Source organism: Alphaproteobacteria bacterium (assembly GCA_015231795.1).
Lineage (GTDB): Bacteria > Pseudomonadota > Alphaproteobacteria > Rhodospirillales > WMHbin7 > WMHbin7.
Genome location: JADGAX010000002.1, coordinates 122,866 through 136,343, shown reverse-complemented (window position 1 = coordinate 136,343; position 13,478 = coordinate 122,866). Strand labels below are relative to the sequence as shown.

The following is a 13,478-nucleotide window of genomic DNA, read 5'->3' as shown; positions in this document are numbered from 1 at the left end:
GCTAGGCCGCCGGTTGCTGGGTCAAGTTCTGAAACAATGGACTGGCCGCCTGAAGCTCGTCATAAGTCCCAATTAGTTCGATGCGGCCTTTGTCAAGCACAACGATGCGATCACAATGGCGCACGGTACTCATGCGGTGCGCGATGACGATCATAGTCATCGTGCCGCGCAGGGCGTCGATGGCTTCAATAACGTCACGCTCTGTGCCGCTGTCCAGGGCGCTGGTCGCCTCGTCGAAAACAAGCAGATCTGGATTGTGGTAAAGCGCGCGTGCGATGCCGATGCGCTGACGCTGCCCGCCCGAAAGGCGTGATCCGTGCTCGCCCAGCCTCGTCTCAAGGCCATCGGGCAGACCCTCGAAATATTCCAGGAGGCGCACTTTGGCCAGCGCCGTTCTTACGAGTTCAGGGTCAATCTCCTCGTCGCGCAGGGCGAAGGCCACGTTGCGAAACACAGTGTCGTCCAGCAGGTAAATGTGCTGAGGAACGTAACCTAATTTGTCCTGCCAGCCATTAAGATCGCCTTGAATGTCCTTGCCGTCTACCAGAATGCGTCCTGCGCTGGGCGAAAGCAGGCCAAGAACGATATCTGCCAGAGTTGTCTTGCCAGATCCCGAAGGCCCTACCAACGCGACGGCCTCGCCGCGAGTAATGGAGAATTCAATGTCGCTCAAGGCGTTGTCAGAAGTGGCGGGATAGCGAAAGCCCACGCCTTCCAGTTGGATTCGGAACTGAAAAGTCACTTTATCGCCTTCCCCGCCAGACGCAATTTTCGCCCTGCTTGGCAGCTTCCCTATATCGTCGCTGACGGCCGTCAAAGCAGAGCTTCCATGGCGAATAGTGTTCAGCTGGGTCACAATGCGGGTTGCCGAAGGTAGCAGGCGCAGAGCAGCAGCGGCGATAACGCCCAGAATCGGCAAAGCGTCTTCCAGGCCTTGAGGATTGACGACGACCGAACTGGCCAGATAGGCCAGAATGGCGCCGAGCACGACCAATTCGGCGATGAAGCGCGGTAACTGCATCATGCTTTGATTGCGCGCCATGATCTGCGCCAGTCGACCGGTCTCGTGTCCGAATCGATCCAGAAAAAATGCTTCGCGCTTGAGGAGAATGGTTTCCTTGACGGCGCCAAAACTTTGATTCAACCACAGAAAAATCTTCGCTTGCTGTTGATTGGCTTCATGTCCGCCATTCGCCAGCTTGCGTCGCAAAGGAAGATAAAGACCTGCCATCAAGGCCAGCAGCAATATGCCAGAAGCAAGCCCGCCAACCGGCGCAGCTAGCAGCAGCACAGAAACCGCCGCCAGGGCAAGAATTCCCTCCATGGCCAGGATCAGCATTGCGTTCAAGGAGCCTTTACAGACGACGTGGGTCGAATGAATGATGGTCCGGGAAAACTGCGCGGTATTGTAAGTCAAGCGCTCGGCATAGGGCAGGGCGAGGTAAGCGCCAAGCAAGCGCAGCTTCATTGCCTCCTCGGCTTGAAACGTCACGAACAGGGAATAGCGATTCAGCAGATACAAATAAACGTTTTTCACAAAGTAGAACGCGAACAGAACCAAGGCGAGTCCTACTATCAGCGCCGGCGGCTCAATTTCTGCCAAAAACTCCGCCATACCAATTTTACCCGACAATTGAATCAACTTCTCGGGCTGCACAATGGCTTGCAGGAACGGAAGGATCAGGCCGATGCCTCCCATTTCCAACAGTCCACCAAGCAGCATGGCCAAAAAGAGCATTAGCAGTCGACGGCGTGTTTGACCGTTGAACAACGCATAAAGTTGGGCTAGCGATCTCAGCATAAATGTCTGCTCTCGTCCCTAGTCATGTCTTGCACCTTTCCAGGATAAAGGCCGTCAGCTTTCCTGCCGAAACTTCTGGTTCCTCTTGATCGCTTTGGATTACTAGGTCGGCGCGCTTTGGCGCTTCGTAGGGATAATCGGGCGCGTAGCCGATCATGTTGGTAATTTCACCGGATCTGGCCTTGGCATAAAGCCCCTTTGGGTCGCGGGTCACAACAGCCTTGATATCGGCCGCCAACCAAATCTCGAAGAAACCTGGTTCCAATATTTCGCGGACCATGGCGCGATCTGATTCGAAAGGCGATATTATCGGCACGAGAACGGCATTGGCGTCCCATCGGCGTTCTGCGCAATAAGTGGCAACTCGCCGGTTGTTTTCTCGTACGCTCTCCCTGTCGAAACCAAGATCGCGGCTAATTGCGGCGCGCAGATCGTCGCCATCCAACACCAGCGTGGAAATTCCGCATTCGCAAAGCCTTGTCTTCGACAATTGCGCCACCGTGGACTTCCCAGCTCCTGACAAACCGGTGAACCAGAATACCAATCCTCTTTCGCTCACGGCTCAAACAGCTCCCGACCCAAAGCAACTTCGGCCCTAAGCGCATCCTGCACGATCGGTCGTATCGCCCAATTGGGGAGCGGTTGACCCGAGGAAAAAGCCATGCGGACCTCTGTTCCGCTAATTGAGAGCGCATTAGGTGAAGTGGTATAGGCGTTGGCCTCGACATCCCAACCAATGGGATCGAAAAACACCGGTTCGATACCTAGATCGTCCAGACTCTCGAAAAGACGACGGTTGTCGCTGGGGCCGTAGAAACTTCCGACGCCCGCATGGTCGCGTCCGATGATGAAGTGGCTACAGCCCATATTCTTGCGGCAAAGTGCGGTAAAGACCGCCTCGCGCGGGCCGGAAAAGCGTGGGTAGCTGGCAAAGGCGCCAAGCACCGCGCGATCCTTGGGGTAGATCCCGAATTCCAGCAGCGCCTCATAGGCCTTAAGAATGGCTGACGGCAAGAAATCGCCGCTTTTGCGCGGCCCGACGACGGGGCTAATGAAAAGACCGTCGGCGTGGGTTAGGTCAAGAGCCGCTTGCTGAATGTGCTCATGCGCCCGATGCGGAACATTGCGACCGTGGAAGCCGACCACCCGTGTCCAGCCCTTTTGCGTAAAGATAAAACGGCACTGCTCGGGCGTTAGCTCGTAAGCCCGCCATGGCGAAGGCAATTTTTGAAAAAGCCGCACTTTACCGGCAACCATGACGTCGCTTCCTGAAAGCAGGCGCGCCACGCCCGGATGCTTGGGCGAATCGGTTGCAAACCAACGCTCGGCCAGCTTGTGCAGATCCATCACAAACGTCTCTGAAACGTCCATGACGGTGTGGATGGCGCCAGAATCGGATGTCAGCGCCACGCGATCACCCGTCGAGACACTTCTTTGCCCGAGTGGCAGTTGCAGAATAATCGGCATCGTCCAGATTGCGCCGTCAGGCAGTCTGAAATTTGACAGCACGCCCTCAAGCTCTTCGCGATTCATAAAGCCTGACAAAGGAGAATAGACGCCAAGAGCGATTTGTTCTGCATCCCTCAAAGTGGTCTCCGGGACAGCAATTCGACGCAAATCATGAATGCTGTTCTTATCTTCCTCGCCGGACAGGGCAATGTTGAGAGTTCCGCCATGCGGAGACGGAAGCAGCGAGAAAACTTCCGACGTCGGCAAACCCTTGGTTTCCTCGCTGAACTCTCGTTGCAACTTAACCACCATGGCGGCACAGTTGATCGGATATTTGCCGACAGCTGTTTCTGCGGCAAGAACCAGGCCGTCCGCACCGTCTTGCAAGGTGTTGAAGATATCGTTTACCTCCGCCCTCGTAGGAAGCGGCGATGAAACCATGGTTTCCAGAAGGTTTGTTGCAACGTAAACCTTGCGGCCAATTTCCTTGGTTGTGCGGATGATGTATTTCTGAGCCGATGGAATGCGTTCAATGGGAATTTCCCGCGACAAGTCTCCGCGGTCGATCAGGATTGCATCAGACTTTTGCGCTATGGCCCGCAGATTGTCTAGGCCGTTGCGGCATTCGATCTTCGATATGATGAATGCGTCTCCGGTCAGGTTGCGAACCTCATCCACGTCATCCGCCCGGTTGGCGAAGGAAAGCGCCACATGTCGTATGCCCAAGCGTCGTCCGATGGCGATGGCTGCCTTGTCCTTGTCTGTAAGAACTGGCATCAAAATTGGTCGGTGTACCGTGACGGCCTTGTTCGAACCAATTTGTCCGCCACTGACAATTCGAACGGCGACCCGTTCAAGTCCCGGCTCGACGACCTGAACCAGCACCGCATTAAAGTCGATGCTGATAAAATCCCCAGCCTGCAACTCCGCTATCGTTGAGGGTGGATAAAAGCCGATATTGTACGAATCGCCAGGAACTAGCCGCGAGTGCAAGGTGACCATGGTGTTCTCACGCAAGGTCACTTGTCCGTCCACTAAGGCCGTCGTGCGTATCTGGGCACCCTCAGTGTCAAGGCAAACGGGAACCGAGGTGTGGCTTTGGATGAACCGAATGACTGATTCAACGTCTTCCAATTTTGTATGCGAAAGATTGACCCGAAACAGCGACACGCCCAAATGCTCGAGGCGCGATATGATGCGTTCGTTCATCGAGGCCGGTCCTAAGGTGCACAGTATTTCGGTGCTCATACCATTACTTCCCTAGTAGAGGTGCGGGGGGCGATTGCAGACCAACTGGCGACGGAACCAAGACCCAGCGGCAAGCGAAGTCAAAATCGCCAGAAGAATCAGGGTGGTGTAAAATACGCCGTTGATGATGCCAAACTCCAGGGCGACCGTTGCGAGAACGATGCCAGGGCCGCCGCGCGCATTCATCGCCACGCCCAGATCAAATGCTTCAGCCCAGCCTCGCCGCGCCAGCTTAGCGCTGGCCACGGTCGCAAGCATTTGGCAGGCTGTGCAGAAAAGGATGAACGCCAAAGTGAAGAGAGGGTCGAACTCGGCAATCAGGTCAAGCTTCATGCCGACCATGGCAAAATAGAACGGCACGAAGAAAGCAAAGGAAAAATCGCTGATCCGGCTGCGAACAGTCTCGATATCCGGGTGGCGCGCCAAACCGAATAGCAGTCCTGCTATAAGCGCTCCGAATATAACGTTGACATTTAGGATGCTAGCCAGGGCCGCTAGCAGAAAGCAAATAATCAGAACCCAGCCGATTGGCGAACCTTTCCGGACAAGGTTGTAGCGTGAGCGGGTCAGATAGTCTAGAAGGCGCGGCCCGATCCAGATGGAAAGGCTGAAGAAGACAACGGTTTTGACAATGGTGAAGACGATGGCCCAGCCGTCAGTTGAACCAGCGCTGACAAGGCTGGTAGCCACCGCCAGCACACCCCACAAAATAATGTCATGCGCGACGGCTGTTGCCAGAACATTTCGAGCAAATGAAGTGGTGGCAATGCCAAGGTCAAGAAATATGCGTGAGATGACAGGTATCGAAGTAACGGCCACGGCGATTGCTACGACCAAAGAAAGTGCCGCGGCATTGTTGGCCGAACCTTGGTAGGGAGAGAAATCAACGCTTGTCGTTGCCAGCCAACCGGCCAGGAAGGGCAGGCTGGTTGAGCCAATCACAAGAATCACGACCAAGCGCAAATTCGTTCGTGCCCTTCCACTTTCCATGGTGAAGCCCGAAGTAAACATCAGAAGAATGAGGCCAAGCCAATAAAAGGCGGCAAGAAGTTTGGGTTCGGCATCGAAGCCATCGAACAACCAAGCGTGTATGTCTGGCAGGGCATAGCCCAGGCCCGTCTTGCCAAGAACAATGCCTCCGCAAATCTCGCCGACGACTCTTGGAAGCCCAAAACGCTGGAAAAGATATCCAGTGAAATGTGCCGAACCCAGCAGCGCCACTGTCGCCAGCAAGAAGCGCAGAAGCTCGGTGTCGTTCATGATGTGCCGCAGACAGAAAAATAAGCAGTCATGACCGGCTTTGACCCAAAATGCTTGCAACATGTGCCGTGTAGCCTGCGGCCAATTCTGGATGGTCCGCAATTACATCGCGTGACCAATCGAGCTTGGGGAACAGTTCAACATCATGGTCGGCGATATCGACATTTCCCTTATCGTCAACGCGGGCCTTTGTCTTCAGGTAGAACTCGAACTCGGCATCCTTAATCGACGCCTCGTAGGGAAGCCCGGCATATTTTATCTCTGCCGTTGCGAAACTGCGGGCTTCATTTCCCCCCAAGGCTACCGGGAGCCGCCCGTCAATGGAACTGGCCGGCGGCAAACTGGCCAGCTTCAGCAAGGATGGCAAGATATCAGTTACATGGGTGATTTCTTGAATGCGCCCAGGTGAAACGCCCCGCCCACGCAACATATAAGCCACATGTGTTTTCTGGTGCGCAAGGGGGTGAGGGTCGTTGCTAAGGCATCCGGGGCCATGATCGCTGACCAGCGCCACAACCATGTCATCGTCGCTGTAGCGTTCCTCAAGAAAGGAAAAGAGCATGCCTAGATGAAAATCGATCCGCTTCAATTCCTCGACATATCGGGCAAGGACAGGCGCATCGAATCCCAGCTGCATCGGAGACTTTCCCTTGGGCCGGGCGTAATCTTGCGCCATTAGATGCGCTTGAAGTTGGTTGGCAACGTCAGGTTCGGCGGCCAGCGTGTGATGGGCGTCCATAATCGTAAGCCAAACAAAATGATCGCGTTCTGGAAAGGCGCGAACATGGTCGTACAGAACATCCAGACTCTCGCATAGCGGCATTTCATTGCGATAGACAGTCCGGTCATACCCTTTGACGTAACGGTACCCTGGCGACTTGCGTGTGTTGCCGCAAACCTGGAACGTTAGATAACCGTCCTCTTGAAAATATTCCGGCAACACCTTGTAGCCGTCTCCCAAAAGGACGTCGTCTTTTGAAAAGTGAAACATATTGTGCGAGGACAACAGCTTGCCGGAGACGATGGATCCCACGCCGGCCAGGGTCCAGTTCGAGGCGCTGTAACAGTTCTCGAAAACCGCCCCCTTCGAGAAAAAGCGGGAAATGTTAGGAAGTGATGTTTCGACATCGATGTGGTGAAGGACGTCCCAGCCGAAATTGTCGATGAAAACCGTCATCACCATGCGAAGAGGGTGCTTCTTCTTCTGTTGAAGTGGGATAGCTTCGGCGACGATCAAATTATGATCGGATTTCAGGGCGACTTCACCGGGTTCACGAATGGGCAGGTAATAGAACCGATCAGCCGCCAAGCCGCCCAACCTCATCGTACTGCCGCTGCAGCGGAGCAACGCCTCATATTCGCGATCAAGTTGATGAATGGGGACGCCCGTAACGGCATATGGCAGCGCTGACGGAACATCAATGTTCAATTCGTGCCAGCTCCCCGCACAACAGAGCTGACCCTTTAAGATATCCGCCTTGAAGCGCTTGAAGTTTACGGTCAGCGGATTATCCAGCTTTTCGGCATGATACTTCGCCCAATAAGCCTTGCCATCGGCTTGAGGAAACAGTGGGCTGTATAGGAAATTTTTTCCGAAACAGTTGGGAAACCACTTCGCGGATGAGCTGCGGGCATCGCGTTTGGCAATCAGATAGCCGATCAGGCTATAGATTGCCCGCAAAAGAAGTTTCTTGAATATCGACATGTACGCCTAACCCTATCGGCTACTCGGCAGCATCGTCAGGGGATGGCACGAATAGGTTATGGGTATCCCAGCAATGCTTGCACAACTCGATATCGTCATGGCGCATGTCAGCCAACATCCTGCGATATTCATTCAATCGATCAGAGCGCCAGATGTCTTGAATACCTTGCGTCTTTATGTCGCCAACCACCATCAGATCATTGCTGTCCATGCAGCAGGCGGTAACCTTTCCATCCCAATTAAAGGACAGTTTGTCGAACACTTCGGGGCACTCGGGGTGAATGCGCTGAACGGAATCTTGCTTAGCCAACGTCCGCAAGAGATCTATTTCGGCAGGCTTCAGCCGCACGGCATTCAGATCCAGCCAATCGAAGTTGGTGGCGCCGATGTTGGTGGCGTCGCAGATATGGCTGACTCGTTCCAAGAAGGCATCCTGGGTTTTCTTGCTTTCGTATGTGACGGTTGTCGAGATTTGCAGAAAGGGCAGCGCCCTGGCGCCTCGCTTTTCATGCAGCATCGCCGCTGTTTCGAGAAGCTTGTCAAAGAAGTCGATGTTTCTCATTTCGCGGTAACTGTCGCGGTCGACGCCCTGAACCGAGAATTTCAAGGAATCGATGGGCACTTCCAGCAGGCGGTCGGCCATCTCAGAGGTTAAAAAACTGCCGTTGGTGTTAAGATGAACAAGATGACCATCTTTCTTCGCGGCCTTCAGAAAGTCGATCACGTTCGGGTGCATTAGAGGTTCGCCCCAGCGGATAAAACGCAACCCTAATTGACGGCCTCGAATTTCATCAAGGATCCGATAGAAAACATCTTCCGCCATCAAGCCTTGCAGACGTTGTTGCGAATGATTGCCTGTTGGGCACATCAAGCAGCGGAAATTGCACAAATTAGTCAGCTCAATATCGATAATATAAGGAAAATCTGGAAGATTGGCGATCTTCTGCTTCGAATTGCCAGCATTGCAGTGAGCGTATAGCGGCGCGAAAGGATTTGTGCGGTGCGTCATGTGACTAGTTTGTCCTGTTTGAAGACTTGCGCTGCATTGAAGATTAATTGAGCATTGCTTGCCGCCATGTTCAGGCGGCCTCACAGTGTGGTGAGAGGGATGTGGTCTTCTTTCCGTTCCCCTTCAGCACGGCCTGCCAAACACGGTGTCCGCTCGGTCTGTCTTCTTGGCAACCAGCAATGTCTGATAAAATGCTTTTAGGATTGCAATAGCTTCTGCTTCTTAAGGAATCGGCAATCTGGCTTGGTAGAATGGGTCTGGCGGGCAGGGTCAAATCGGGATCGATGGCGGTGGGTGGGTTCAGCACGGAAAGATAGGGTCTGCCAAGAGCAGCCGCCTCGATCATGGCGCCGGAATTGACGGGTCCGATCACGATATCCGCCCATTCGATGTGAGGCAGCAATGAGCCATCCTTGAAGACAAGCGCGTCAAGGCCAAAGCGCTTCGCAACTTCTTGGTAATAGTCGAGATTGATGAAGCCGGGATGCACCTTGATGCGGATGTCGCCATAGCCTGCGTCCCTCGCTGCTTGAACGGCGCGAACAAGATTGACGAACACTTCGCTGTACAGTCCGCACAGATCCGTCTTGTCCACATGCAGCGGCAAAATAAGAGCGCGCCCCGATCCTGTTGCAGCAGGTGCTGGACAATTCAGCAAACTGTCCGCCACCGGATATCCTGTGGGCAGCGTTGCAACGCCAACCTTCGAACGCTTGGCCCAGCGCAAATTGGCCTCGCCCCAGGCAAGAAAGCGATCGATCACCGGGCCGCGCACGCCATCGCCCGAACGACTGTCCATGCGCTGGGCGGTCAGGAACATGCCGTTGGGCAGTTCGTCAACGCCGATGCCAAGCCCCTGCGCCACCTCACAGGCCATGCGTACCATATGGTTCTCGCTGTCGCCGACCAGAATGCGCGAAGGCCGTTCGGCTTCGAACAGGCGCTTGAACTGCAGGACCTCATGGGCCTTGGCCTCAAGAGTCGAAGTGGAAATCAGATGACGGCGCAGGTAGTCGTTGACGGCCCGATCCTCTGGCGAAGCATTTGCGCGCTCAGCGACTTTGGCAATCCATCCGCGAATTTCCTCTAGCCTCTGTCTGGCCTGAGGACCCAACGACAACGAGGGAAGCGCCACCAACCGCACGCCCTTGCGCCAAGCGTCGATCAAAAAGGAAGGGCGCTTGGGATGAATTCTGGCGACAAGAACCGGGATCGCCTGGCCGACAGGCAGATGCTCAATCAGGCTCTTGACGACCAGCAAATTGTGCAAAATGAAAATTCGCGGCGCTGGGCCGCGCAAGAGACCAAATAGGCGAGAGAAGGCGTCAGTGACCAGCTCCGTCATGCGTAGCGTCAATCGACGCGACAGGGACGGCGGCGAAAACTCGCCATTGAAAGGCAGTTCTGGATCAAGACGGCGCAAAGCGCTTGTTTGGCTTCTGCGATCAGTCAAGGCCATGCTCTTGCGTTCAGCCGCCGCGCTCGCCAGATCGAAAAGTGTGGAATCGTCAAGGAATGCGTATTCTGCCCTCAAGCCCCGATACTCAATCTCGCGAGGTTGCATTCGCTGAATCGCCTGCGACAATGAAAACAGTATTCGCCCAGCCGCCAAGCGAACGCCGGTCACTTCCCAGTTGAATTGCTTGCCCAGCGAGACGCCCTCGAACAGCGTCGCGTCCGTGCCGTCGTCATACATCCAGGTCACGGCGCGCTGTTGGAAACTTTCCTGCGGACCTAGCTCCTGCGGCCATTCGGACAGATAACTCTCGTAATGAACGGCTTGGCCGCCATTTTGCCGCCATGTCAACCAACCCAGCCAATCCGTGATGAAAACAACCAGCCCTGGCTGGCGGGGATCAAGGTCCGTCAACTCTTCGCTCGACGAGGCCAGGACGAGGCGGTCGCAAGGGTCTTGGGGAAAGGCGTCCTGGCTCAGGACACTTAAAATTTGATCTGGGACTTGCATCGCTAGGCGCCGAACATGTCGGCCTTGACGCTGCGCGTCGTCTGCTTCCTCACCAGATGCGGCGAAATGCCGAATAGAACGCTGTTGTCGGGGATATGCTCAGCCAAAACGATGCTCCCTGCCGACAATAGGCAGTTAGAGCCGACGTCTGCCTTGCCGATAATGCGCGAACCGCCGAACATCACAACGCCTTCGCCCAACGTAGGATGGTTTCCCTCAAGATCGCCGCCGACCGTGCAATTTTGGTAGATGCAGAAAAAGTTGCCGTAGACGGCGCGTCCGACGACCGTGCCCACGGGGTGGACGAAGGCGAAGATTTCGGGCAACTCAACTTCATAGAATATGTCCAGGCCATGCAACGCCTTGTTCAGTCCATACAATTTGGCGGGCAAGGCCGCATCGCCCGATTCACGAAAGATGGTGTTGCCAAGCAGATAAAGGTAGGCGGCGTATTGATCCGTGTTCAGGTGACTGAACAGCGCCTGCCCGTCTTCGTCTCGATAGTAGCGCTGGCGGATGTTTCGAAAGCAAGTCTCTACGCGCTCGAGCGCTTTGCCCACCAACATGGACCAATCCGAAGGAGGCGGGGCATCATCGGGAAAGAAGTACGCAAGCTGTCGTCCGGTATAGGCGGCCAACGAGTCGCGATCCAGGCTGGAACGCATGTAACGCTAGACCTTGTGACGCAGTCGCCAAGCGCCATTTTCGTTCGCCCACAAATGCGGCGAGCGGAAGCGGTCGGCTAGGTGCAGAAAATAGTCGCGGTCCATGACGGGCTGTTCGAACATACTGGATGCCTCGGGAAACTGTTCGGCGGGCAAACTCAGATAGTCCATCAGTTGGTCGATGAAACGTTCGGGAAACTCCCCGTCATATCGCCTGACCAAAGCCACGCCTTCGTCCCGGGTAATGTCGCCCGAGCGGATTTCCTGCGAGGCGTCGTAGGTGGCGCGCCCAATGCCGAACTTCACATGCGTGGTGAAATAGTGCAGGTCGTCTACACGGTCGTCGATGGAGTTGTATTTCGAATAGGTGCCGGGCGTGCGTTCCGGGCTGGCTTCGAAATTGCCATGTTCAACCGAATAGTAATAGCAGCTTTGTGGATGCCATTTCAGGTAATAGCCCAGATAATGCACCTCTGTCTTCGTGCGCTTCAGGGCCTCTGGATCGGCAGGCATATAGGGGGACAAGTCGTTGGCGTCGATGCCGAAGCTCTTCTTCAAATCAGCGACGGAAACGCCGCTTAGATAGATTTTGTCCGGGTCGGCAGCGGTAAAGTAGCTCCAATCGCGCGTGGCTTGCGTGTTGTCGGAAACCGGATTGCCGTATTCTGCTTCGTTCTCGCCGTAGAAAACCAGCGGAATGCCGTAAAGCGCGCTCATCTTGGGGGCGATCTGCTTTTGCCCCAGAATGAAGGGCTGAAATGGATGGAACAGGACCTCGACGGCCAGACGGGTCAGCAGCTTGTGAACCCGACCATTTGGCGTGGACAGCATATTGTCGAAACCGGAATGAATCCAATTTTGCATGTTGCGCCAGCCCCAGTCTGTATAGATGTGGGGCGCCCAGGTAACAGTCAGCGGATGCATGCCGTACTTATACTTCAGCACATGAGCCGCGTAGAAACTGTCCTTGCCGCCCGAGCCGGGAACGATGCAATCATACGAGCCGTCATGCTTGCGATAGCGGTCACAAAGATCGCGCAGCTCCTGCTCGCGCCCCAGCCAATCGATCTTCGCCTTTTGCTCGGCGGCGCGACAGGCGTCACACACGCCCTCAGCGTCGAAGTTGATGGTCGACTTCTGGCTGTCTTGCGTATGGGCGAATTCCGGCGCCGAGTTGGGGCGCTGGTTGGAAATGACGCAGTGTTTGCAAAATTTGACCTCGCTGGGCAAGCCGTAGCGGGTCGGCAGGTTGGGACCTTCCATCTTGAAAGGGGCGAGATCGACGGCCTTGATGCGGGGAAAAAGGGTCATGGAGTCTCTCTTACAGGAAGATGCTGTCGTAATCGCCATTGGCGCGGTGAAAATCGTCAATCCGTCCGATATCCGTCCAGTATTCGCGGATCGGAAAGGCCGCCGTCGTCATCTTTAGGTCCAGCGCCTTGGCAAAAAGCTCCGGCATGTCGAAGCTGGCCTGATTCGGCACCAAGGTCAGAAGCTCGGGTTCGATGACATAGATGCCGGCATTGACGAAAAAGCTGTGAACGGGCTTCTCGACCACGCTGGTGATCCGGTGCTCGTCGATATTGACCACGCCATAGGGCACTTGGAAGTCGAACTCGCGCACGCACATGGTCGCCTTGGCGCTTTGCTCGTTGTGAAATTCCAGCAGGCTCGAGAAATCGACATTGGTCAGCACGTCGCCATTCATGATCAAAAGCGGCTGATCCGGGATCTCTGGAATAAGTCCCAGCGCGCCAGCGGTGCCCAGCCGGTCGCTTTCCTCGAGATAGCGGATGTTGCATTTCCACTTTTCGCCGTCGCCGAAATGCGCCTTGATCATCTCGGCCTTGTAGTTGACCGAAATGTAGAAGTTGCGAAATTCATGGCTTCTGAAGGTTTCCAGGATGGTTTCCAGCAGGGGTTTGCGCCCTACCTTCAACAGAGGTTTGGGAACGTCCTCGGTCAGGGGACGAAGACGGTTGCCAAGGCCGCCCGCCATCAGCACCACCCAGTTGTCGCGCGGTTCTCCCGCATGCGCCAGCGACTTCAAGGTGGTCAGCCCGACGACCCGGCCTTGAGTATCGAGAAGTGGAATCTGGCTTAAATCCAGACGCAGCATGAGATCGCGCAGAACTTCTGGCGGCTGGCCAACCAGCGCCGTCGTTGGCGTCTCCTTCATGGCGTTGGCGGCGGCTGAGTCAAGCCCATGACCGCGCAAAATGGCGCGGCGCACATCGCCATCGGTAATGGTGCCCATCAGTTTGCGCGTCTCGTCGGTGACCAGACAAATTTTGTAGGGCGATCCTTCGAGAACGCTGATCGCCTCGGCCAGCGACGCATTTTGCGGAAGTAAGGTTGCGGTCCAGTCAGCCATG

Annotated in this window: 10 protein-coding genes; all 10 read right to left on the bottom strand. The window is 55.3% G+C overall.

What is annotated here, in order from left to right:
* Position 1 precedes the first annotated feature (1 nt).
* Positions 2-1,738 (bottom strand): ABC transporter ATP-binding protein, encoded by a 1,737-nt coding sequence (locus HQL44_04895; GenBank protein MBF0267906.1) that lies wholly within the window; start codon positions 1,736-1,738, stop codon positions 2-4.
* Between the two features lie 85 nt (positions 1,739-1,823).
* Positions 1,824-2,360 carry an adenylyl-sulfate kinase gene (gene cysC, locus HQL44_04890; protein ID MBF0267905.1) on the bottom strand — a complete coding sequence of 179 codons (537 nt, stop codon included), beginning with the start codon at positions 2,358-2,360 and terminating at the stop codon, positions 1,824-1,826.
* A complete protein-coding gene (locus HQL44_04885) occupies positions 2,357-4,498 on the bottom strand; it encodes a sulfate adenylyltransferase (GenBank protein MBF0267904.1) in 2,142 nt (713 codons plus the stop codon). Before HQL44_04885 ends, cysC begins: the two co-directional genes overlap by 4 nt.
* Before the next feature lie 12 nt (positions 4,499-4,510).
* Positions 4,511-5,821 (bottom strand): cation:proton antiporter, encoded by a 1,311-nt coding sequence (locus tag HQL44_04880; GenBank protein ID MBF0267903.1) that lies wholly within the window; start codon positions 5,819-5,821, stop codon positions 4,511-4,513.
* Entirely contained in the window at positions 5,787-7,463 is a 1,677-nt protein-coding gene (locus tag HQL44_04875; protein ID MBF0267902.1) for a sulfatase-like hydrolase/transferase, read from the bottom strand. Before HQL44_04875 ends, HQL44_04880 begins: the two co-directional genes overlap by 35 nt.
* A 19-nt stretch (positions 7,464-7,482) precedes the next feature.
* Positions 7,483-8,472, bottom strand: coding sequence for a radical SAM protein (locus tag HQL44_04870; GenBank protein ID MBF0267901.1), 990 nt, complete (start codon positions 8,470-8,472; stop codon positions 7,483-7,485).
* A 70-nt stretch (positions 8,473-8,542) separates the two neighbouring features.
* Positions 8,543-10,438, bottom strand: a complete 1,896-nt coding sequence (locus HQL44_04865; protein ID MBF0267900.1) for a hypothetical protein — start codon at positions 10,436-10,438, stop codon at positions 8,543-8,545.
* Positions 10,439-10,440: 2 nt separating this feature from the next.
* Positions 10,441-11,103, bottom strand: a complete 663-nt coding sequence (locus HQL44_04860; GenBank protein ID MBF0267899.1) for a serine acetyltransferase — start codon at positions 11,101-11,103, stop codon at positions 10,441-10,443.
* 6 nt (positions 11,104-11,109) lie between these two features.
* Positions 11,110-12,414, bottom strand: a complete 1,305-nt coding sequence (locus HQL44_04855) for an N-acetyl sugar amidotransferase (protein ID MBF0267898.1) — start codon at positions 12,412-12,414, stop codon at positions 11,110-11,112.
* Between the two features lie 10 nt (positions 12,415-12,424).
* Positions 12,425-13,477, bottom strand: coding sequence for a nucleotidyltransferase family protein (locus HQL44_04850; GenBank protein MBF0267897.1), 1,053 nt, complete (start codon positions 13,475-13,477; stop codon positions 12,425-12,427).
* Position 13,478: the final 1 nt, after the last annotated feature.